The organism is Enterovirga sp. CN4-39 (assembly GCF_049446235.1).
GTDB lineage: Bacteria > Pseudomonadota > Alphaproteobacteria > Rhizobiales > Beijerinckiaceae > Enterovirga.
This window is the reverse complement of record NZ_JBMSEF010000005.1, coordinates 143,055-163,778: the sequence shown is the minus strand read 5'-3', so window position 1 is coordinate 163,778 and position 20,724 is coordinate 143,055. Positions and strand designations below refer to the sequence as shown.

Here is a 20,724-nt window from a genome sequence, read left to right as displayed (position 1 = left end):
CGGCGGGCTCAAAGAGGAGCTAACGGAGCTTCACGACCTGAACCAGGGATGGGATCGGCTTTGGGGAGCCATCGCGTGAAACGCCGGGCTTTCTATCCTGCCCGGCGCAGGCTGGGACCCTCTCGCAATGGAGGTTTGCGGACATCATGAAGGGTGCGCAGATCGCCTCCGTGTCTGACCTGCTCGATCTGCTTGCCCCCCGGCTTGTGGATGAGAGCCAGACGATCACCCAGGACACGCGCTGCTGGGCGAAGTGGTACGGGGGCGACACTTGGTACGCCAAGGAGCTGGGATCAGATCCAGTCCACGACCGGAAGCCGGACGAGCATTTCAGGCTTCTTTTTCGAAAGCTCCCCGAGTTTCGCAGCCTCTTCGACTATCGCTGCCACGGCGATCCGACCCTCGTTCAAATCGCTGGGGCCGTGCCGACAGCTCCGAGAGCGACAGAACTGCATCTCCGCGCCGGATCGATAGGGCCTCGCTGCCGCATCCAGCACGGCCACAATGCCCGGGTTTCGGCGGAGTCGATCGGGTCCGACTTTTTCGTTTCACATAACGTCACGATCGGCTGGGCCCACGGGCAGCGGCCCACCATAGGCAACCGTGTGGCGATCCTGGTCGGGGCCGTGGTGGCGGGCGGGATCACTATTGGCGACGACGTCACCATCGGCCCCAATGCCGTCGTGAACTTCGACATTCCGTCGGGTGCGAAGGTCTACGCCCAACGCCCGCATGTGAAGCTGCCAGCCCTCGAACGATGACGCGCGAAGCCGGCGACGCGTTGACCTACGTCACGATCGTCTGCCGGCGAGATCTCGCCTTTCTGGAACTCCAGCTTCGCTCCATGGCGACCTTCGGCGCATCGATGCAATCCGCTCGATGCTTGGTCATCGCGAACGGCGCCGATGTGTCCCTGGCTCGCGAGGCTAAGGCCGCCATCGATCGCGTCCCGACGACCCCAGGCCTTCGGTTCGACGTTCTGCCCTTCTCTGCCGTCGTGCCCGAACTGGACCGCACCTGGGGATGGCGCTCGCAGCAAATCCTCAAGCTCGAGGTCCATCGGCTCGTATCGACGGACTGGTATGTGGTTCTCGACGCGAAGAACCATTTCCTGAGGCCGTTTTCGACGCGCGACTTTGTCCAGGAGGATGGGCGAGGGCGGATCGCGTTGCAGAGGCATCGCGGGCACATGGAGCCGTTCCTGCGAGCCTCGCTGCGGGAGTTCGGGCGCGAGGCGGATGAGTATCTGGAGAGGGGGTTCCCCACGACGACCCCTCTGCCCCTCCACACGCGTACCGTGTCCCTGCTCTCCGCCCATCTTGGGGCGGAGGGGAGAGGATCGATCAACGATTACCTGGAGAAAAGGCGGCACAGGGCGTCACGGAGTTCTTCACCTATTACGGCTTTCTTCTGCTCTCGCGGGATGGAAGCCTTGAGGAGCTGTATAGTGTCGGCTCAGAGGAAAACTTCGTTCTGTTTGCGGACGTTCTTTCCTCGGAGCCCAGGTGGGCAACGCTTATGGACCGCGTGTCGAAGCCGGAGACGCTGTCTTTCGGTCTCCACTGGCGCGCCGCCCTCAAACTGAGCCAGGTCCAGGCTCTCGCGATCGCGGCGATGTGGGCGCGAAAAGGCCTTCTCTCCACCGAGGAAGGCATGGCCCTCCTCGCCAGGATGAAGTCGGACGTCGAGGCGATCGCTAAATAGCGCACGGTCGAGCGGCAGAGCGCCGCAGACCGGGACGTCAGCGCCCGCCGTCCAGCAGCCGAGAGACGACCCGGGCCGTGAAATCGACCATGGGTACAATACGGGCGTAGTTCAGCCGGGTGGGGCCGATCACGCCCACCGCTCCAACGACTCGCTGCTGCCCGTCGCGAAAGGGAGCGGCGATCATGGAGGAGCCCGACAGCGAGAACAGCCGGTTCTCCGAACCTATAAAGATGCGCACTCCCTCGCCCTCGTCGGCGCGCGTCAGAAGATCGGCGACATCCGTCTGCGTCTCCAGATCGGCGAAGAGGAGCCGGATACGCTCCAGGTCCTCGGCTGCGCGGAGGTCTTCGAGCAAGTTCGCCTGACCGCGGACGATGAGTTGGCGGCCATTGCCGGCGCCAATGCTGGTGGCAAGTCCCGCCTCCACAAGTCGGGCCGTGAGCTGGTCGAGTTCCTGCTCCATCTCGGCCCGGCGCTGCTGCAGGTCGTGGCGCAACTCGGACAGCGTCCTCCCGGCAATGCGGGCGTTGAGATAGTTCGACGCCTCCACTAGGGCCGAGACCGGCAGACCGGGCGGAAGATCGAGCAGGCGGTTCTCGACCGAGCCGTCATCCGAAACCAGCACGACGAGTGCCCGGCCGGGATCCAGTCGCACGAACTCGATGTGCTTGAGCCGGGCGTTCGTTTTCGTCGTGACCACCACCCCCGCACCCCGAGACACGCCAGAGAGCATGGACGAAGCTTCCGCGAGCGCCGTTTCGAAGGTGTGCCGCGACGCGGCAGCACGCATCTGCGATTCGATGCGGTCGCGCTCGTCCGCGGCCACGTCGCCGATTTCGAGAAGGGCATCGACGAAGAAGCGCAGCCCGGACTGCGTCGGCAGCCGGCCAGCGCTGGTGTGCGGCGCAAAGATCAGCCCGGCCTGCTCCAGATCCGACATCACGTTGCGGACAGAGGCCGAAGACAGCGTCATCGGCAGCATGCGGGCTATGTTCTTGGAGCCGACGGGCTCCCCGGTCGCGAGATAACTCTCCACGATCTGGCGGAAGATCTCGCGCGAGCGCTCGTTCAGCTCCGCGAGCGCGCGAGCCTGCGCCGAGGGCGGGACGATCGGTGCGTTCATGTCAGCGCCATTATGTGTCGACCGGCCCCGGCTTTCGCAAGGGTTTCGGCCTGCGGCTTGCCGCCCGCGGGCCTAGCCCGTAAGGACCTCCGCATTCCCCCAAGGAGAACAGGATGCGGCCTTCAGGGCGCCGACCGGACGAACTCAGGCCAGTGACGCTGGAGCGCAATGTGGCGCGCTACGCGGAAGGGTCGTGCCTCGTTTCCTTCGGCAACACCAAGGTGCTCTGCACGGCCTCCCTCGAGGAGCGTGGCCCGCCCTGGCTGCGCGGCTCCGGCCGCGGCTGGGTGACGGCCGAATACGCCATGCTGCCGCGGGCCACGCATGAACGGACCCGCCGCGAGGTCACGTCGGGCAAGCCTTCGGGGCGGACGCAGGAGATCCAGCGGCTCATCGGGCGCTCGCTCCGGGCCGTGGTCAACCTTGCGGCGCTCGGTGAGCGGCAGGTGACGATCGACTGCGACGTCATCCAGGCCGACGGGGGCACGCGCACGGCCTCCATCACGGGAGCCTGGATCGCCCTGCACGATTGCTTCGCCTGGATGCGCGAGCGTTCGATCATCTCGGTCGATCCGATGAAGGACCATATCGCGGCCATCTCCTGCGGCATCCATGGGGGCGCCCCGGTGATCGACCTGGACTACGTGGAGGATTCGGCCGCGGAAACCGACGCCAATTTCGTGATGACCGGTTCCGGCGGCATCGTGGAAATCCAGGGCACCGCGGAAGGCAAGCCTTTCAGCGAGGAGGAACTGCTCTCGCTGCTCAAGCTGGCAAAGGGTGGTTGCACCGAACTCGTCGCGCTCCAGAAAGCGGCTCTCGCCCGCTGAAACCCGGCGCGGCGGGCCGGCCCTGGTTGAAGACGGTTCAATCGGGGCCGAGAGTCATCTAGTGTCGCCCTGCAGAGCAGCGAGGCGAAGTTGCGGGCGGTCATCGACAAGGAAACCGATCGGCCGATTGGGCCAGTGATCTCCGCAACCCCCGCTCAGAGGCCGCCCCCCGCCCTGTGCCTCGAGGGTCGCTCGGTCATACTGGAACGTCTCGACGCCGACCGGCACGCCGATTCAATCTTCCGGCATGTCCAGAGCGGAGATCCCGACGCGCTTTATCTTTACCTCTCTCCCGCGCCTCCGAGGGATCCGGAGACTTTCCGGCTGCTGGCGGCCGGAATGGCGGCTTCGACTGATCCCTTTGCGCTGGCCATCATCGACAAGGCCTCGGGCGAGGCGGTCGGGCACGCGACCTACATGCGGATCGAGCCCGCGCAGCGTGTCGTCGAGGTCGGCAACATCCTTTACACCCCGGCCCTGCAGCGGAGCATAGCCGGGACGGAGGCCATGTACCTCATGGCGCGGCATGCCTTCGAGGAGCTCGGCTATCGCCGCTACGAGTGGAAGTGCAACGCCCTCAATACGCCCTCGAGGCGGGCCGCGGAGCGCTATGGTTTTACCTATGAAGGGACCTTTCGGAACCACATGATCGTCAAGGGCCGGTCGCGCGACACGGCCTGGTTCTCGATAACCGAAGAGGAATGGCCGGCCCGGAAGCGCTCGTTCGAGCGCTGGCTCGACCCGGCGAATTTCGACCTGCAGGGTCGCCAGAAGGTCAGCCTCGCCACCTTCAATGCGACGAAGCTCCAGGATGGGGGCACCTTGCTGCAGCGGGCGCGGCCGGAGGACTTGGAGGCGTTCGATGCGGTGCACCGGGCCGCCTTCGCCTGGAACCGCGGGATGCTCGGCCGCGAGCCGCTGCCGCTGCTCATTCCGCCAGACGAGGTCCTGTCGCGCTACGAGACATGGCTCCTCGAGGACGAACGCGGGATCGCGGGGACGTTGGCGCTCGATCCGCGAGCCGACGACCTCGAGGTGTGGAGCGTTTCGGTCGAGCCGTCGCGGCAAAACCTAGGAATCGGCCGGAAGCTCCTCTCCGCCGCGGAGGCGCGAGCCCGGGAGCTCGGCCTTAGGGCACTGCGCCTCTACACGGGCTCGGTCCTCACGAAGAACGTCGAATGGTACCGGCGTCGCGGCTATGCGATCGAGCGGACGGAAGAGCTGCCGGACGGGCGACAGATCGTCCACATGATCAAGCACTTAGAACAATAGATCGACAGCGGGAGAGAACGACATGGCCGGAAGGCTCGAGGGCAAGACCGCGCTGGTCACGGCGGCGGGGCAGGGGATCGGCCGGGCAATCGCTGAGGCCTTCGTGCGCGAGGGCGCCAAGGTATGGGCGACGGATCTCGAGACGGCAAAGCTCGAAGGGCTTGCCGGTGCAGAGCTTCGCAAGCTCGACGTGCTCTCGACTGAAGCCGTCGAGAACCTGGCGCGGGAGACCGGCCCGCTGGACATCCTCGTCAATGCGGCCGGCTTCGTCCATCACGGCACGATCCTGGAATGCGACGACCGGGCGTGGGATTTCTCCTTCGACCTCAACGTCAGGTCGATGCACCGGACCATCAAGGCCTACTTGCCCGGTATGCTCGAGAGGGGGGCGGGTTCGATCGTCAACATCGCCTCGGGTGCGAGCTCTGTCCGCGGCATCCCGAACCGCTACGTCTACGGCACGACCAAGGCGGCCGTGATCGGCCTGACCAAGGCTGTCGCGGCCGACTTCATCAAGCGCGGCATCCGGGCGAACGCGATCTGTCCGGGCACGATCCAGTCCCCCTCGCTCGACGAGCGGATCGCGGCCCAGGCCAAGTCCTCCGGCCAGTCCACCGAGGCCGTGCGGCAGGCCTTCATCGACCGCCAGCCGATGGGCCGTCTGGGTACCGCCGAGGAGATCGCCTGGCTCGCCGTGTACCTGGCCTCGGACGAGTCGAGCTACACGACCGGGCAGATCCACCTCGCTGATGGCGGCTTCGCGCTCTGAGACCGCAAGCGCAGGACGGACACAGCATGCACATCCTGATCCTTGGCGCGGCCGGAATGATCGGCCGCAAGCTCGTCGACCGGCTTCTGGCGGACGGCGAGGTCGGCGGGCGCGGCATCAGCCGCATGACGCTGTTCGACGTGGTCGAGCCCGTCGCGCCTGCGTCCGGGTCTGTCGCCATCGAGACCGTCGCCGGGGACCTGCCCGCAGCGGGGCAGGCGGCGTCGCTCGTCGCGAGCCGCCCGGACCTCATCTTCCACCTCGCCGCGATCGTGTCGGGAGAGGCGGAGGCCGATTTCGAGAAGGGCTATCGGGTTAATCTCGATGGCACGCGCGACCTGTTCGAGGCGGTGCGGCTGGTCGGCGGCGGCTACAGGCCCCGGCTCGTCTTCACCTCGTCGATCGCCGTCTTCGGCGCGCCGTTTCCTGAGGGCGGGATCTATGACGAGTTCCACCTCACGCCGCTGACCAGCTACGGCACACAGAAGGCCATCGGTGAACTGCTCCTCGCCGACTATTCCCGGCGCGGGTTCTTCGACGGGGTGGGAATTCGACTTCCGACGATCTGCGTCCGGCCCGGCAAGCCGAACAAGGCAGCGTCCGGCTTCTTCTCCGGCATCATCCGCGAGCCGCTGAATGGGCAGGAGGCCGTGTTGCCCGTGGGCGAGGGCGTGCGGCACTGGCACGCGTCCCCGCGTGCCGCGATCGGTTTCCTGATGCATGCCGCCACAATGGACACCGAACCGCTCGGCGCGCGGCGCAGCCTCACGATGCCGGGCCTCTCGGTCACAGTGGGCGATCAGATCGAGGCGCTGCGCCGCGTCGCGGGCGATCGGGTAGCCAGCCTCATCCGCCGCGAGCCCGACCCGGTGGTGATGGGGATCGTCAAGGGCTGGGCCGAGCGCTGCAACCCGAAGCGCGCGGAAGCGCTCGGCTTCAAGGCCGAGCAGAGCTTCGACGAGATCATCCGCGTCTATGTGGAGGACGAACTCGGCGGGAAGCTGCCGGGCTGAGCGGGAGCGAGCGGCGGCGCCCGGCCGCCGCTCGCCAAAGCCTCACCAGTGAGCGCGATAGACCCCGAAACCGGCCGGAGCGAGGGGCCGGTAGGGACGGTAATATCTTGGCCCAGACCAGCCATACCGAGCCGGCCGGTAGTAGCGCGGGCCGTACCAGCCATACCTGATCGGCCGGTAATAGCGCGGTCCTCCATACCAGCCGTACGGCCTGTAAACAGGGCGCGGACCCCAGAATGGACGGCAGAACCCGAATGCGTCGCGGGCGAAGCCGCGCCCGCATCCCTGTGCCGCTTCGGCCGTCGTGACATTCGCGAGGCCTGCTGCAACAAGCGCAGCAGCGCCAAGAAGCATCTTCCTCATCCTTCGCTCTCGTTTGTGGCGTGATGCCGCCCCTTGCCCCAGAAAGAGCAAGGGCCGGCTTCGGTTCCGAGAGCGGAAGCCGGTCAGCGCCTGTGCGGCGTCTCCGCCACGGGGGTGAGCGGCCCCTTGCCGGCGAACCACGAGACCAGGTTGTCGACGACGAGCTGGCCCATCGCGCGTCGCGTCTCGACGGAGGCCGAGCCGACATGCGGCAGGAGCACGACATGTTCCATGTCGATCAACTCTTTCGATACCCGCGGCTCATCGGCGAAAACGTCGAGGCCCGCGCTCAGGATCGTCTTCGACCGCAGCGCCTCGATCAGGGCGGGCTCGTCCACCACACTGCCGCGGCCGACATTGACGAAGATCCCGTCGGGCCCGAGGGCGCGGAATACCTCGGCATTGACGATCTTGTCCGTCTCCGCACTGCCCGGCGCGACCGAGATCAGGATGTCGACCGCCTCCGCGAGACCTGCAAGCGTCGGATAGTAGTCGTAGGACACGTCCGCCTGCCTGTTGCGACCATGGTAGCTGATCGGCAGGCCGAAGCCCTCGAGGCGCCTCGCGACCGCCTTGCCGATCCGGCCGAGGCCCAGGATCCCGACCTTTCGCCCGCGCAGTGTCGCCGTGAGCGGATACGGCTTCTCCAGCCAGCGGCCCTCGCGGAGGTACCGGTCGACCTGAGGCAGCTGCCGCACCGTCGCAATCAGGAGCCCGACGGTCAGGTCCGCCACCTCGTCCGTCAGGACGTCGGGCGTGTTGGTCACCATGATCCCGCGCCGGCCGGCCTCGGCTGCGTCGATATAGTCATAGCCGACGCCGAAGCTCGACACGATCTCGAGTTTCGGAAATCGATCCATGAAGGCAGCGTCGACCTTCGTGTGCCCGCCGAGCGCCACGCCACGCACCTCGGACGCAACCTCCCGCATGAAGGCGTCGCGGTCGGGTGCCTCCCACACCTTGAGAAGGCGAAACTGGTTCTCGAGGCCGTCGACGACGACGGCAGGCATCTGGGCGGGCATCAGGATCGGAACGCTGCTCACTCGGCTCTCCTCGGCTTGCTTGGCGCGCGGGCTTAGCGCGCTCTTCTGTTGTCAGGTGCGGCCAGATCCCATGCGCACCCGCATGAGGCGAGCGAGGTCGCGCGGCGTTTCGATCCGGGCGGCCTTCACGGCGCGCGATCCGCATTCGGAGCATCTGAGGCGCCGCGTCAACTGTACGAGCGGAATGTCTTCCAACCCACCCTCGCGCGGGATAGCCGAGCGGCGCCCGCAAGACAGGCACTCGACGAGCACGCCCGAAGGCGTGCGCCCTTGCCGCTGCTCGCGCTCGTCATGGGAGGCCATCGCCGGATTCGGCCCACGGCGGCATGCCCGAGTCAAGCTTGGGCTGCTGCGTCCGAAAGCATGAGCCCTGGCCGGCTTCCGCACCCTCTCGTTGCCGTGCTACGCATGGGGAAAGACGGTTTGCCATGTAGCGGGCCGCATGTCCGGGAGGTTCCATGGCTTCAGTCGGAATCCGCGACGTCCAGAAGGCTTTCGGTTCCACGCGCGTGATCCACGGCGTGTCGGTCGATATTCAGGATGGCGAGTTCGTCATCCTTGTCGGGCCTTCGGGCTGCGGGAAGTCGACCCTGCTCCGAATGATCGCCGGACTGGAGAATATCTCCGCCGGCGAGATCCGCATCGGGGAGCGCGTCGTCAACGACGTTCCCCCCAAGGAGCGGGACATTGCCATGGTGTTCCAGAACTACGCGCTTTATCCGCACATGACCGTGCGCGAGAACATGGCGTTCTCGCTGAAGCTGCGGAAGGCGCCTAAATCGGAGATCGAGACCAGGGTGGCGAAGGCCGCCTCGATCCTCGGCCTGAACGCGCTTCTCGACCGCTATCCGCGCCAGCTCTCCGGCGGCCAGCGCCAGCGCGTCGCCATGGGGCGGGCGATCGTCCGCGACCCGCAGGTCTTCCTCTTCGACGAGCCGCTATCGAACCTCGATGCCAAGCTGCGCGTCGCAATGCGTACCGAGATCAAGGAACTGCACCAGCGGCTGCGGACCACCACCGTATACGTCACTCACGACCAGATCGAGGCCATGACAATGGCCGATCGCATCGTCGTGATGCATGACGGCGTGGTCGAGCAGATCGGGGCGCCGCTCGATCTCTACGACCGGCCGCACAATCTCTTCGTGGCCGGCTTCATCGGCTCGCCCGCGATGAACTTCATCAATGGCCAGATCCGGGCGAACGGCGAGGCGAAGTTCGTCGGCGACAGCGGCATCGAGATCCCGCTCGGCCAGAGCGCCCCTACCGCGTCCGATGGCCAGCCGGCGACGCTTGGCGTCCGGCCTGAGCATTTCCGGGTCGCCGACGACGGCATCCCCGTCGAGGTGGTGGTCGTCGAGCCGACGGGCTCGGAAACGCTTCTTGCGGTCAAGGCGGCCGGTCAGGAACTCACCTGCGTGTTCCGCGACCGGGTGCTTCCCAAGCCCGGCGAGACGATCAGGATCCGGCCCGAGGTCGGGCTCGTGCATCTCTTCGACCGGGAATCGGGACAGCGCCTCGTGAATTGACGCGCCGGGCCGGCCGCCGCCGGGCTCGATCGCTCGAAGAACAGGACCGATCCGCTAAGGGCGGGCCGGAAGAGGGGCCGAAGCCCCCGTCAATAACCCGTGGGAGACGAAACGCGATGAATTTGGACCGTCGTTCGATTCTGAAAGGGAGTGCTACGCTCGGCCTCGCGGCCGGGACCGGGTTGCTCGACTTCGCCAAGGCCTGGGCCCAGACCTCTCCCTGGAAGCCCGAGCAGGGGGCCAACATCAACCTCCTGCGCTGGAAGCGCTTCGTGGAGGCCGAGGACGCGCAGTTCATGAAGCTGGTCGCCGCGTTCGAGCAGGCGAACGGCGTGAAGATCAACGTGTCCAACGAGTCCTACGACGACATCCAGCCGAAGGCGTCCGTCGTCGCCAATACGGGCCAGGGACTCGACATGGTGTGGGGCCTCTACTCGCTCCCGCACCTCTTCCCCGAGAAGTGCCTGGAGGTGACGGACGTCGCCGATCACCTCGCCAAGGCGCATGGCGGCTGGCTCGCCGCGGGCGAGCGCTACGGCAAGTCCAAGAACAAGTGGATCTGCATCCCGATCGCCACCACCGGCTCGCTCCTCAACTACCGGATCGGTGCATCGGAGAAGGCCGGCTTCAAGGAGGTGCCGAAGGAGACGGCGGGCTTCCTCGAATATTGCAAGGCCATGGCCGCCAACAAGACGCCGGCCGGGATGGCCTTCGGCCACGCCTCGGGCGACGCGAATGGCTGGATGCACTGGCTGCTGTGGAGCCATGGCGGCAATCTCGTCGACGAGAACGACAAGGTCGTGATCAATTCGCCCGAGACGGCGAAAGCGATGGAATACGGCAAGGCGCTGTACGAGACGTTCATTCCTGGAACCGCCTCCTGGAACGATTCGTCGAACAACAAGGCTTTCCTCTCCGGCGATCTCTACTGCACCAACAACGGCATCTCGATCTACGTCACGGCGAAGCGCGAGAATCCTCAGATCGCGGCTGACATGAACCACGCCTACATGCCGGTCGGGCCTGTCGGTCAGCCGACCGAGCTGCACCTATCCTTCCCGATCCTGACCTTCGCCTTCACCAAGTACCCGAATACCTGCAAGTCTTTCATCGCGTTCATGCTCGAGGCGAAGAACTTCAATCCCTGGATCGAGGCGGCCCAGGGTTACCTGTCCCACTTCCTTGCCGAGTACGACCAGAACCCTGTCTGGACGGCGGACCCGAAGACGACGCCCTACCGGGACGTCTCCAAGCGGACGCTGACGCCGGCCGGCAAGGGCACGCTCGGCGAAAAGGCGGCAGCCGCGGTGGCCGACTTCATCGTCGTCGACATGTTCGCGAACTACGTCACGGGCCGGCAGGACCTCAAGACTGCGATTGCGGGCGCCGAGCGGCAGGCGCGGCGCATCTATCGCTGAGCTGAAAGACATCGTCCGGGCCGGGATCAGCCTGGCCCGGACGAGCAGGGACCGTTCGATGGCCAATGTCGCTGTGAAAATGCCGGTCAGTCCGGCGGGCGCCGGGTCGCCCGTCTCGGCCTGGAAGCGCCTGTCGGTGAGCAAGGGCTGGCTGGCCATCTGGTTCATGCTGCCGACGGCGCTGATCCTCGGGCTGTTCCTTGCCTTTCCGCTTGTGAAAGGCATCTGGCTGTCCTTCACAGACACTCGGATCGGGCGCCCCGGCCAGTTCGTTGGGCTCGAAAACTACGAGTGGCTCTGGGACGACCACGTCTTCTGGCTCTCGGTCTTCAACACGCTGCTCTACACGGCGGTGGCTTCGGTCGTGAAATTCGCGATCGGGCTCTACCTCGCCCTGCTGCTCAACAAGCACATCCCGTTCAAGACCGTGATCCGGTCGATTGTGCTGATCCCGTTCGTCGTGCCGACCGTGCTCTCGGCGATCGCGTTCTGGTGGATCTTCGACAGCCAGTTCTCGATCATCTCCTGGTCGCTGCGGCAGATGGGCCTGATCGAGCAGAACATCAATTTCCTCGGCGATCCGAACTGGGCCCGGGCTTGCGTGATCTTCGCCAACATCTGGCGCGGCATTCCCTTCATCGCCATCACGCTGCTCGCCGGTCTGCAGACAGTCTCGCCCTCGCTCTACGAGGCGGCGACGATCGACGGCGCGACGCCCTGGCAGATCTTCACGCGGATCACGCTGCCGCTGCTGACCCCGATCATCGCGGTCGTGATGACCTTCTCGGTCCTCTTCACCTTCACGGATTTCCAGCTGATCTGGGCGATGACCCGCGGCGGGCCCGTGAACGCCACCCACCTGATGGCCACGCTGTCCTACCAACGCGGCATTCTCTCCAACCAACTCGGCGAGGGCGCCGCCATCGCCACCGCCATGGTGCCGTTCCTGCTCGCCGCGATCATGATCTCGTGGTTCGGCCTGCAGCGCCGCGCCTGGCAGCACGGGGGCTCCGATTCATGAGCGTCATCGCAGCCGCCACGCGCGGGGGGCTCGTCAGCTCCGACAACTCGGAAGGGATGGCCTATCTCGAGCGGCTGCCCCGCCGCATCGTGACGACCTATATCCCGCTCGCGATCATTCTCGTCGTCCTGCTCTTCCCGTTCTACTGGATGGTGCTCACGGCCATCAAACCGGACGAGCAACTGATCGACATGCAGACCTACAACCCGTTCTGGGTTGTGTCGCCGACGCTCAAGCACATCAACAAGCTGCTGTTCGAGACGCAGTACCCGCGCTGGCTCTGGAACACGATGTATGTCTCGATCGCCGCGACGGGTCTGTCGCTGGTCGCGAGCGTGCTCGCCGCCTACGCCATCGTGCGCATTCGGTACAAGGGCGCGGCGTGGGTCGGCGGGGCGATCTTCCTCGGCTATCTCGTGCCGCCCTCGATCCTCTTCATCCCGCTTGCGACCATCATCCAGCAATACGGCCTGTTCGATACGCCGCTCGCCCTCATCCTGGCATACCCGACGATCCTCATCCCGTTCTCGACCTGGCTCCTGATGGGCTACTTCAAGACCATTCCCTACGAGCTTGAGGAATGTGCCCTTATCGATGGCGCCAGCCGGCTTCAGATCCTGATCAAGATCATCCTTCCGCTGGCGGTTCCCGGCCTGATCTCGGCCGGGATCTTCTCCATGACGCTGTGCTGGAACGAGTTCATCTACGCGCTGACGTTCCTGTCCTCGACCGGGAACAAGACCGTTCCGGTGGCGATCGTCTCCGAATTCGTGGACGGCGACATCTATCGCTGGGGCTCGCTGATGGCGGGCGCGCTGGTCGGCTCGCTACCGCTCGTGATCCTCTATTCCTTCTTCGTCGACCACTACGTCTCGGCCATGACCGGCGCCGTCAAGGAATAGGGCAGGTCCGGAATCGACCGGGAACGGCCGCGCGCCTCGTCTGTTCAGCCCTCCTGAGGGAGTGGTCTGATGGAAGGGCTGCGAGTGCGGGAGCGCGACAGGGACGAGCTGCCGGCAGCCGAGATCGAAGCGGTCAGGGCCCATGCCGAGCCGCTGCCGGACATCGACGATCCGGCCTTCGGCGCGGTGTTCGACCGCTTCGGAGATGCCCGGATCGTGCTGCTCGGCGAAGCTACGCATGGAACAAGCGAGTTCTACCGCGCTCGGGCGAGGATCACGCAACGCCTGATCGAGCAGCATGGCTTTACGATCGTCGCCGTGGAAGCGGACTGGCCGGATGCAGCCCGCCTCGACGCATTCGTCCGGGAGCGCGAGGCTCCGCCGGGCAATGGGCCGCCTTTCACGCGTTTTCCGACCTGGATGTGGCGGAATGCCGAGGTGCACGCCTTCATCACTTGGCTGCACGCCCACAACCGCGAGATCCCCGCCAAGGACCGGGTGAGCTTTCGCGGGCTGGACGTCTATTCGCTCCGCAGTTCGATCGCGACGGTCCTGGCCTACCTGGATGAAGTGGATCCGGAAGAGGCCAAGGATGCCCGCGCGCGCTATGGCTGCATCTCGCCTTGGCTGGCGGACCCGGCGCGCTATGGACGAGCCGTCCTCCACGGCGACAAGAAGCCTTGCGCGCCGGCGCTTCTCGATCAGCTCAACGGGCTTCTGGAGAAGGGCATCGCCTATGCCGCCCAGGCGGGTGACGAGGCGTTCTTCGATGCCGTCCAGAATGCGCGGATCGCGCGGGCAGCGGAGCACTATTACCGCATCATGTACCAGGGCTCGACCGAATCCTGGAACCTGCGCGACCGGCACATGTTCGACACGCTCCAGCGCCTCATCGAAGCCGGAGGACCAAGGGCCCGTGCCGTCGTGTGGGCGCACAACTCCCATATCGGCAATGCCGCCGCGACAGCGATGGGCTGGCAGGGGGAGTTCAACATCGGCGAGCTCTGCCGCACCGCTTATCGGGACCAAGCCGTGCTGATCGGTTTCGGGACTGATCGCGGCGCGGTGGCGGCGTCCGACGACTGGGACGAGCCGGTGAAGGTGAAGACGGTTCTGCCGGCCCGCCCAGACAGCCACGAGCGCGTCTTCCGCGATGCCGGACTGCCCGCCTCACTAACCGATTGGCGCCACAGGCGCCATCTTCGGGAAGCGCTCTCCACTCCGCGGCTCGAGCGTGCCATCGGGGTTGTCTACCGGCCCGAGACGGAGCTCGCGAGCCACTATTTCGAGGCTGTCTTGCCCGAGCAGTTCGACGCCTTCGTCTGGTTCGAGCAGACAAAAGCCGTGACGCCGCTCGATATCCGGGCGGAGGGAGGGGGCGCGGATCTGTATCCGTTCGGCCTGTGATCCTTTGATCCGGGGATGTGGGCGGGATGGTTGTCCCCAGAGAAGTTGCTGATATTTGCGGCTGAGCTGAAACTCTCCTCGTACGATCCCGTTCAACCCGCATGCGGACTTTGCGCGGCAATTCGTTCCCGTCGGACACGACCCTCGAGGGTCGATGCGACACGATGCTCCTGGGCAAGCTCGGGCACGAACTCGCTCACATCTACCACGACACTCTGCAGGCACCGCTTCCGGCGGGCCTGCGAAGCCTGATCGACCGGCTCGAAGCGGTGCTAGATGGCGGCGAGGCAACGCCGCAGCCGCAGCCGCTCGGCGTGCGGGATCCCAACACCCGTTGATCAGCGGAGCGATCCTGCGCGTCCGGCATGGACAAACCCCGGCTCGCCTTGCTATGCCTCTCATCACGCGGGCGTAGTTCAGTGGTAGAACGTCAGCTTCCCAAGCTGAATGTCGTCGGTTCGATCCCGATCGCCCGCTCCAACCTTTTCCTCTGGGCAGCCTGACGCGACCGGATCGCGGTTCGCAATACGCCGGGGAACCTATTCAAGCCGCGAGACAAGCACGGCGAAGCAGGCGGGCGCGCCTCGGGGCCGGCAAACACCCGCCTGGCATCCGGCAGCACTGACGACCGCATCGCAACAGAAAAACCCGCCCGGCCGGAGCCGAGCGGGCTAAGTGGTCTGCGCCTCCCGCATGAAGGCAAGGGCAAGTCTACGCAGATCAGGCCGGCGCGCTATAACCCTGAAGGCTTAGCTCCTGGCCGGCGAGTTGCGTGCGATGGCCCGCCCGACCGCGCCGCCCTCTCAGGCGGGAGGCTATATAGCCGAAAAAGATCGTTCCTCTCTCACCGGCGGTGTTGCGCCTTGGGGCCCGATCGTCTCAGCCACGACATAGAGCGGGCGCCGTTTCACCTCGGCAAAGATCCGGCCGACATACTCGCCGATCATGCCCAGAGACATCAGTTGAATGCCGGAGAAGAACATCAGCGACACGATCAGCGACGGGTAGCCCGGCACGTCCGAGCCGAACAGGAACGTGCGGATTGCGAAGTAGATGGCCGCTCCGATCGACAGAAGCGAGATCACCCCCCCGAGATAGGTCCATACCCGCAGCGGGACTGTGGAGAACGAGGTGATCCCATCGAACGCGAAGCGGAAGAGCTTGCGGAAACTCCACTTCGTCGCACCGAACTGGCGGTCCTCGACGACGAAAGGCACGCCCACGGACGGAAACCCGATCCAGGCGTAGAGACCTTTCGAGAAGCGCGCTCGTTCCCCGAGGCTGCGCAGCACCTCCACGCCCTTGCGGTCGATCAGGCGGAAATCGCCTGCTCCCTCCGGCAGTTCGGTTTCGCCGAAGCGCGCGAAGAGGCGATAGAATGCGTGGGTGAACCCGCGCTTGGTTCGGCTTTCGCCCGAGCGGTCAGTCCGCTGCCCGTAGACCATGACGTAGCCTTCGCGCCACTTCGCGACGAAGTCCGGGATCGTCTCCGGCGGATGCTGCAGGTCGGCATCCATGATGACGACAGCCTGCCCCCGGGCATGGTCGAGGCCCGCGGCGATCGCAATCTCCTTACCGAAGTTGCGGCTGAACGAGACGGCCTTGATCCTGGGGTCGCGGGCGTTCTGCGCTCGGATGGCCTGGAGCGTATCGTCCCCGGAGCCGTCATCGACGAAAAGCACCTCGAAGGAATGCGCGACGCGCTCCATCACACCGACGAGGCGCCGGCAGAGCGGCTCGACGCTTTCTGCCTCGCGGTAGATCGGAACAACGACGCTGATCTCGATTTCGGGGCCGGGGTCGTTCATTGGGTTCAGGCTGTAGGCGTTCGGCCGCACGTGCATCTCGCGGAGCATCCGGACTTGAGGTGAGACCGGGATGACGATCCGGAAGATTGTCCTTTGCGCCGATGACTACGCCATGAACGAGGGCGTGAGCCGCGGGATCCTGACGCTTGCGGAGATGGGCCGCATCTCGGCGACGAGCGCCATGACGAACGCGCCAGGATGGCCGACAGTCGCCCCTCAGCTATCCGGACTGGGCGCGCGCATTGGTGTCGGACTTCATTTCACCCTGACCTGGCGCGCGCCGCTCGCGCGGATGCCGGCTCTGGCGCCCTCGGGCGAGCTGCCGCGGCTCGGCAGCTTGATCGCCGGAGCGGTTAGAGGGGGGCTGCCCCTTGGGGAGATCGCCGACGAATTCGCGCGTCAGCTCGACGCCTTCGGCGAGCGGACGGGGCGCGCGCCGGACTTCGTCGACGGACACCAGCATGTCCACGCACTCCCCGGAATCGGGCAGGCGCTGTTTGGCGTGCTTGTTGCACGTGGCCTTGCGGGAAGGGTCTGGCTGCGGGATCCGGCGGACCGCCTGGCGTCCATCGTTCGCCGGCGCCTTGCCGCGCCCAAGGCTCTCCTCGTGTCCGGCCTGTCGCGGGGCTTCGGCGCGCAGGCGCGTGCGGCAGGTTTCCGGACGAACGGAGGCTTCTCGGGTTTCAGCCCGTTCGATCCAGCGCGAGATCTCGATCGCGACTTCCGGACCTATCTCGAGGCGACGGGACCTTCGCACCTCGTCATGTGCCACCCCGGCGAGGTCGGCGACACGGCAGGACTGGACGAGGTGGTCGAAGCGCGCAGGCGGGAGCTCGACTACTTGGCGTCCCCCTCGTTCGGGCGGCTCCTCGCTGAACAGAACATCCAGCTGGTACCCGCCCCGGCCTAGGCCGGAGCGGGTAGGGATAGGCCGGGATCAGGCCGCCTTGGAGAGCATCTCCTCGACATGCTCCCAGTTCACGAGGTTCTCGATGAACGCCTTCAGGTAGTCCGGCCGACGATTGCGGTAGTCGATGTAGTAGGAGTGCTCCCAGACGTCGACGCCGAGGATCGGGGACGCGCCATGCACGAGCGGGTTCTCGCCGTTCGGGGTCTTCATGATCTCGAGCTTGCCGTTCTTCACCGCGAGCCAGGCCCAGCCGGAGCCGAACTGCGAAACGCCCGCCTGGATGAAGTCGGCCTTGAACTTCTCGACGCCGCCGAGCTCGTCGTTGATGCGCTTCTCCAGCGCGCCGGGGATGGGGCCGCCGCCATTCGGCTTCATCCACTGCCAGAAATGGATGTGGTTGTAGTGCTGGCCGGCGTTGTTGAAGAGCGGCTGGTTCTTGCCGTAGCTCCCTTTGACAACCTCCTCGACGCTCTTCCCTTCGAGCTCGGAGCCCTTCAGGAGGTTGTTCCCGGTGTCGACGTAGGCCTTGTGGTGTTTGTCGTGGTGGAACTCGAGGGTCTCCTTGGACATGTACGGCTGCAGCGCATCATAGGCGTAGGGCAGATCGGGCAAGCTGAACGTCATCTTGGATCTCCTCGGGCCCGAAGGGTTCGACCGGGCCATGCCAAGCGATCTATGACCGTAGGCGGCCCGGAGCAACGGCGAAACGCCCAGCTTCGGTCCGAGTCGCTGCCCCGTGCCGGGGCAGCTGTGCATACTGGGCCTGTGCCGCGAGCTTGAGATGAGCGTCTTCCTATCCCTGCTCGGCGTCACGATGATGGTCGCCGGCCTCGCCGCGATGTATTCCGGCTCGCTTTTCGTCGGGATCGAGCGCGGCTGGACCATGGTGGTCGCGGGCGCGATCGGCTTCTCGGCAGGCGCCATCCTCCTCGGGCTCTCGGCGGCGCTCCGGCGCCTGACGCAGATGGAGAGGGCGCTCAGGCAACTGACGGTTGCGGCCAGCCGACATGCCGACCCCGGAACCATCGAGGCCGAGCCTGCGGGCCCTTCGGAAGATTTGGTCGTGGCGAGCGAGCAGAACGGGCCGGACGCCGCCGTGCCGGGCGGGAGCCCCGCATCCAAGGAGGGGACGCCCGAACCCGAAGAGGCGACGGAACCTTCAGGCCGTCTCGACCAGAGTGGCGGGACCAAGCCACCGCCGGACAAGGTCGTCGGCACCTACAAGGCCGGAGGCAACTCCTACGTGATGTATGCCGACGGCTCGATCCGGGCGGAGACGCCGTCCGGGGAGCATCGATTCGCCTCCATGGACGAGTTCAAAGCGTTCATGCTGACCGGCACGCTTCGTGCGCAACCCCCGGAGGAGACACAGAAAATCGGGCCGCCGGAGGAAGGCGATCAGGCCTCCGACAGGCCGGCCGCCTTGAGCGCGAAGGCGTAGATCAGCCCGACCTCGTCCAGCCGGTCGAACCGGCCGGCCGCGCCGCCATGGCCGGCATCCATGTTGATCCGCAACAGGACCGGGCCGCCCCCCGTCATCGTCCCGCGGAGCCGGGCGACCCACTTCGCGGGCTCCCAATAGGTGACGCGTGGGTCGGTCAGGCCGCCGAGGGCTAGGATCGCCGGATAGGGCTGCGGGCGGACGTTGTCATAGGGCGAGTAGGACAGGATGGTCCGGAACGCCGCCTCGTCCGTTCCCGGATTGCCCCATTCGGGCCATTCGGGCGGGGTGAGCGGCAGGTCGCCGTCGAGCATCGTGTTCAGCACGTCGACGAACGGAACCTCCGCCACGATGCCGGCGAACAGGTCGCCGGCCATGTTCGCAACTGCGCCCATCAGCAGGCCGCCAGCCGACCCGCCAAGCGCAACGAGGCGCTTCCGGCTCGTGTAACCTGCCTCGACCAGGGCTTCCGCGCAGGCGATGAAGTCTTTGAAGGTGTTCGTTTTTTTCTCGCGTTTGCCGTCCAGATACCAGCGCCAGCCCTTTTCCGTGCCGCCCCGGATATGCGCGATCGCGTAGACGAAGCCGCGGTCGACCAGGGACAGAAGGTTCGTCCGGAAGGACGCCGACATGGACGAGCCATAGGAGCCATAGCCGTAGAGAAGGCAGGGCGCGCTCCCGTCGAGCTTCAGGTCGCGGCGATGCACCAGCGAGATCGGGGCGGTCTCTCCGTCGGGCGCGGTCCCGAACAGGCGGCGGGTGACGTAGAGTGAGGAGTCGAAGCCGCTCGGGATTTCCTGTCGCTTGCGGAGCACGCGCTCGCGGGTGTGCAGGTTGTAGTCGTAGGTTTCGCTCGGCGTCGTCATGGACGAGTAGCCGAACCGGATCGTCTCGGTGTCGAACTCGTAACCGGGATCGACGCCCAGCGAATAGGCCTCCTCCGGGAAGGCGATCGCGTGCTCGTTCCCGGTCCACATCTCGCGGATCACGATCCGCGGATTGGCGTCCTGCCGTTCCAGGCGGACCAGATGGCGCGCCAGCGCGACCTGGTAGAGGATCATGACGCCCTGGCGATAGGGGACGAGGTCCCGCCAGTTCTCCCGGGCCGGATTCGCGAGGGGCGCGATGACGAGCTTGAAGTCCTCGGCCCCATCGGCGTTCGTGCGGATGATCAGGTCGAGCCCGTGATGCTCGACGTCGTAGAGGACGAGCGGCGTCCTGGCCGCGACCAGGCGGCGCTCCGCCTTCGGGTCGGCACGGTCGAGGAGCCAGACCTCCGAGGTCTCGTGGTCGGCGATCCGGACAACCACGAAGGCGCCGGAGGTGGTCTGGTCGATGTCGATGAACCAGCCGACCTCGCTCTCCTCGTAGATCAGCTCGTCCTCTGACTGCGCCTGGCCGAGATGGTGGCGCCTGACGCGGGCCGGCCGATGGTTCTCGTCGACCTCCACGTAGTAGAAGGTGCGGCCATCCAGGCACCATATGACCTCGCCCGAGGTGTGCTTGATCTCGTCCGAGAGGTCGGAGCCCGTCGCGAGGTCGCGTATCCGGATCGTGTAGAGCTCGGATCCGGCGATGTCGGCGCTCCAGGCCAGCAGCTTGTGGTCCGGGGAGTGGGTGGCGTCCTGGAGGTCGAAATAGGCGAGGCCCTCGCTCTCCTCGTCGCCGTCGAGCAGGATCGACGCCTCGCCGCCGTCGCGCGGCTCGCGGCAGATCAGCGGGTGCTGCCCGCCTTCGCGGTAGCGGGTGAAATAGGCGAACGGCCCGTCCGGCTGCGGGACGGTGTCGTCGTCCTCCTTGATGCGGCCGCGCATCTCCCGGACGAGCGTCTCGCGGAGGGGCCCGAGATCGCCGAGCATCGCGTCCGTGTAGGCGTTCTCGCGCTCGAGATGCTGGCGGATAGCGAGCGGGAGGGCAGTCCCGTCCTTCAGGACCTCGCGCCAGTTCTCGGCCTTGAGCCAGGCATAGTCGTCCTGGATCTCCTGACCGAAGAGTTCGAACCGGTGCGGATATCGCTCGGCGACTGGCGGCACGAGGTCGGGGGAGGGCGTCCAGGACGAGTCGGCCACGGGCGAAAACTCCAGCGGGAGCGGCCCACGGCCGCCTTCCGGCAGCGCATTAGGCGGGACCACGCCGCTTAGCAACGCGCAGCGGGCGAAAGCAGCTTG

22 protein-coding genes and 1 tRNA gene are annotated in these 20,724 nt (G+C 66.0%); 16 read left to right on the top strand and 7 right to left on the bottom strand.

Going from position 1 to position 20,724, the window contains the following annotated elements; genetic code table 11:
* Positions 1–146: 146 nt before the first annotated feature.
* The 3 genes from ACO2SS_RS10905 to ACO2SS_RS10895 are packed head-to-tail and all read left to right on the top strand — an operon-like array spanning position 147 to position 1,704.
* A complete protein-coding gene (locus ACO2SS_RS10905) occupies positions 147–761 on the top strand; it encodes a hypothetical protein (protein ID WP_423277661.1) in 615 nt (204 codons plus the stop codon).
* The gene (locus ACO2SS_RS10900) at positions 758–1,585 is read left to right on the top strand and encodes a DUF6492 family protein (protein ID WP_423277660.1); all 828 of its coding nucleotides are present in this window, start codon (positions 758–760) and stop codon (positions 1,583–1,585) included. The genes ACO2SS_RS10905 and ACO2SS_RS10900 overlap by 4 nt, the downstream gene beginning before the upstream one ends.
* The gene (locus ACO2SS_RS10895; RefSeq protein ID WP_423277827.1) at positions 1,519–1,704 is read left to right on the top strand and encodes a hypothetical protein; all 186 of its coding nucleotides are present in this window, start codon (positions 1,519–1,521) and stop codon (positions 1,702–1,704) included. Before ACO2SS_RS10900 ends, ACO2SS_RS10895 begins: the two co-directional genes overlap by 67 nt.
* A 37-nt stretch (positions 1,705–1,741) precedes the next feature.
* Here the strand turns inward: ACO2SS_RS10895 and hrcA are convergent, their stop codons facing one another.
* Complete coding sequence (hrcA, locus tag ACO2SS_RS10890; RefSeq protein WP_423277659.1) at positions 1,742–2,830, bottom strand: heat-inducible transcriptional repressor HrcA; 1,089 nt, start codon at positions 2,828–2,830, stop codon at positions 1,742–1,744.
* Positions 2,831–2,943: 113 nt separating this feature from the next.
* On the opposite strand from hrcA, the gene rph reads away from it, so the two are divergent.
* The 4 genes from rph to denD all read left to right on the top strand — a co-directional run bounded on the left by rph (position 2,944) and on the right by denD (position 6,714).
* Positions 2,944–3,660 carry a ribonuclease PH gene (gene rph / locus ACO2SS_RS10885; RefSeq protein WP_423277658.1) on the top strand — a complete coding sequence of 239 codons (717 nt, stop codon included), beginning with the start codon at positions 2,944–2,946 and terminating at the stop codon, positions 3,658–3,660.
* A 135-nt stretch (positions 3,661–3,795) separates the two neighbouring features.
* Positions 3,796–4,932, top strand: a complete 1,137-nt coding sequence (locus ACO2SS_RS10880; RefSeq protein WP_423277657.1) for a GNAT family N-acetyltransferase — start codon at positions 3,796–3,798, stop codon at positions 4,930–4,932.
* A gap of 22 nt (positions 4,933–4,954) precedes the next feature.
* Positions 4,955–5,701 carry an SDR family oxidoreductase gene (locus ACO2SS_RS10875; RefSeq protein ID WP_423277656.1) on the top strand — a complete coding sequence of 249 codons (747 nt, stop codon included), beginning with the start codon at positions 4,955–4,957 and terminating at the stop codon, positions 5,699–5,701.
* A gap of 26 nt (positions 5,702–5,727) precedes the next feature.
* Positions 5,728–6,714, top strand: a complete 987-nt coding sequence (gene denD, locus ACO2SS_RS10870; protein ID WP_423277655.1) for a D-erythronate dehydrogenase — start codon at positions 5,728–5,730, stop codon at positions 6,712–6,714.
* Between the two features lie 42 nt (positions 6,715–6,756).
* Here denD and ACO2SS_RS10865 read toward each other — a convergent pair whose 3' ends face one another.
* The 3 genes from ACO2SS_RS10865 to ACO2SS_RS10855 form a co-directional block, all read right to left on the bottom strand.
* Positions 6,757–7,077, bottom strand: a complete 321-nt coding sequence (locus ACO2SS_RS10865; RefSeq protein ID WP_423277654.1) for a GCG_CRPN prefix-to-repeats domain-containing protein — start codon at positions 7,075–7,077, stop codon at positions 6,757–6,759.
* An 83-nt stretch (positions 7,078–7,160) separates the two neighbouring features.
* A complete protein-coding gene (locus tag ACO2SS_RS10860) occupies positions 7,161–8,099 on the bottom strand; it encodes a 2-hydroxyacid dehydrogenase (protein WP_423277823.1) in 939 nt (312 codons plus the stop codon).
* Positions 8,100–8,171: 72 nt separating this feature from the next.
* Positions 8,172–8,423, bottom strand: coding sequence for a hypothetical protein (locus ACO2SS_RS10855; protein ID WP_423277653.1), 252 nt, complete (start codon positions 8,421–8,423; stop codon positions 8,172–8,174).
* A gap of 155 nt (positions 8,424–8,578) precedes the next feature.
* Between ACO2SS_RS10855 and ACO2SS_RS10850 the strand changes: the two genes are divergently transcribed.
* The 7 genes from ACO2SS_RS10850 (at position 8,579) to ACO2SS_RS10820 (ending at position 14,877) form a co-directional block, all read left to right on the top strand.
* Complete coding sequence (locus ACO2SS_RS10850) at positions 8,579–9,649, top strand: ABC transporter ATP-binding protein (protein ID WP_423277652.1); 1,071 nt, start codon at positions 8,579–8,581, stop codon at positions 9,647–9,649.
* Between the two features lie 116 nt (positions 9,650–9,765).
* The gene (locus ACO2SS_RS10845) at positions 9,766–11,067 is read left to right on the top strand and encodes an ABC transporter substrate-binding protein (protein ID WP_423277651.1); all 1,302 of its coding nucleotides are present in this window, start codon (positions 9,766–9,768) and stop codon (positions 11,065–11,067) included.
* 58 nt (positions 11,068–11,125) lie between these two features.
* Complete coding sequence (locus tag ACO2SS_RS10840) at positions 11,126–12,088, top strand: carbohydrate ABC transporter permease (protein WP_423277650.1); 963 nt, start codon at positions 11,126–11,128, stop codon at positions 12,086–12,088.
* A complete protein-coding gene (locus ACO2SS_RS10835) occupies positions 12,085–12,990 on the top strand; it encodes a carbohydrate ABC transporter permease (RefSeq protein ID WP_423277649.1) in 906 nt (301 codons plus the stop codon). The genes ACO2SS_RS10840 and ACO2SS_RS10835 overlap by 4 nt, the downstream gene beginning before the upstream one ends.
* 69 nt (positions 12,991–13,059) lie before the next feature.
* Positions 13,060–14,397, top strand: a complete 1,338-nt coding sequence (locus ACO2SS_RS10830; RefSeq protein ID WP_423277648.1) for an erythromycin esterase family protein — start codon at positions 13,060–13,062, stop codon at positions 14,395–14,397.
* A gap of 164 nt (positions 14,398–14,561) precedes the next feature.
* Entirely contained in the window at positions 14,562–14,735 is a 174-nt protein-coding gene (locus tag ACO2SS_RS10825) for a hypothetical protein (protein ID WP_423277647.1), read from the top strand.
* 67 nt (positions 14,736–14,802) lie between these two features.
* A tRNA-Gly gene (locus tag ACO2SS_RS10820) sits at positions 14,803–14,877 on the top strand.
* A gap of 335 nt (positions 14,878–15,212) precedes the next feature.
* On the opposite strand, the gene ACO2SS_RS10815 is transcribed toward ACO2SS_RS10820, so the two are convergent.
* Entirely contained in the window at positions 15,213–16,241 is a 1,029-nt protein-coding gene (locus ACO2SS_RS10815; RefSeq protein ID WP_423277646.1) for a glycosyltransferase family 2 protein, read from the bottom strand.
* A 34-nt stretch (positions 16,242–16,275) separates the two neighbouring features.
* Between ACO2SS_RS10815 and ACO2SS_RS10810 the strand changes: the two genes are divergently transcribed.
* A complete protein-coding gene (locus tag ACO2SS_RS10810) occupies positions 16,276–17,115 on the top strand; it encodes a ChbG/HpnK family deacetylase (protein WP_423277645.1) in 840 nt (279 codons plus the stop codon).
* Between the two features lie 27 nt (positions 17,116–17,142).
* Here the strand turns inward: ACO2SS_RS10810 and ACO2SS_RS10805 are convergent, their stop codons facing one another.
* Positions 17,143–17,739, bottom strand: coding sequence for a superoxide dismutase (locus ACO2SS_RS10805; protein WP_423277644.1), 597 nt, complete (start codon positions 17,737–17,739; stop codon positions 17,143–17,145).
* Positions 17,740–17,896: 157 nt separating this feature from the next.
* Between ACO2SS_RS10805 and ACO2SS_RS10800 the strand changes: the two genes are divergently transcribed.
* Complete coding sequence (locus ACO2SS_RS10800; RefSeq protein WP_423277643.1) at positions 17,897–18,556, top strand: hypothetical protein; 660 nt, start codon at positions 17,897–17,899, stop codon at positions 18,554–18,556.
* On the opposite strand, the gene ACO2SS_RS10795 is transcribed toward ACO2SS_RS10800, so the two are convergent.
* On the bottom strand, positions 18,514–20,625 hold the full coding sequence (locus ACO2SS_RS10795) for a S9 family peptidase (protein WP_423277642.1): 2,112 nt from the start codon (positions 20,623–20,625) through the stop codon (positions 18,514–18,516). The genes ACO2SS_RS10800 and ACO2SS_RS10795 overlap by 43 nt on opposite strands.
* Positions 20,626–20,724 lie beyond the last annotated feature (99 nt).